Annotated in this window: 1 protein-coding gene; it reads right to left on the bottom strand. The window is 54.3% G+C overall.

The window, feature by feature from the left end:
• Positions 1 to 151: 151 nt before the first annotated feature.
• Positions 152 to 496, bottom strand: a complete 345-nt coding sequence (locus tag ACFHWW_RS34095) for a helix-turn-helix domain-containing protein (protein WP_379943791.1) — start codon at positions 494 to 496, stop codon at positions 152 to 154.
• Positions 497 to 604: the final 108 nt, after the last annotated feature.

Here is a 604-nt window from a genome sequence, read left to right on the forward strand (position 1 = left end):
TTGCTGCAAGTCTTTCGCGTGGCTACCGGCCGCCAAATGCGCAGAAGCCCGGATGGTGGGATCATCGTCAAATCAGCAGTCGCTGTCTTTGGTTGATAAAGGCCATGTATCGACTGGAACGGATCTTCAATTTCAGCGGCGCCTTTACGTCTTAGCGCCTTCGGGTCCGCGTCTTAGCAGTGACTATCGCCTCGGCTTGAATGACGCACATTTCGGCCTCTTGCCTCGTCATGGCGTTCGCTGCATTCAAGAACCTATCAACGAGCGCCGCTAATTGTGGGTCTACTTCGTTAGCGAACGGCACACCCAAGAGCCAGTTCGGTGATGTCCCCAACGCATCCGCTATTTTAACGATCGTGGCCAAGTCCGGCTCTCTCCGGCCGGAAGCGTAGTGTGCGTATCGACGTTCATCTAACCCCGCACGGCGTGCAGCCTCGGCGTTTGAAATGCCCAGTTGCCTAGCACGCTCCTGCAGCCGTCTCGCGAACATGTCCATAGGAACGATTTGTTCCTGAAGAACACGCTTCTAGCCACGAACGAGTTGGAGTATTATAAGAACAAACTGTAGAGCAAGTTGTTATCGGGATGAGACACGTACGTACCG

Source organism: Sinorhizobium sp. P24N7 (assembly GCF_042436655.1).
Taxonomy (GTDB): Bacteria; Pseudomonadota; Alphaproteobacteria; order Rhizobiales; family Rhizobiaceae; genus Sinorhizobium; species Sinorhizobium meliloti_A.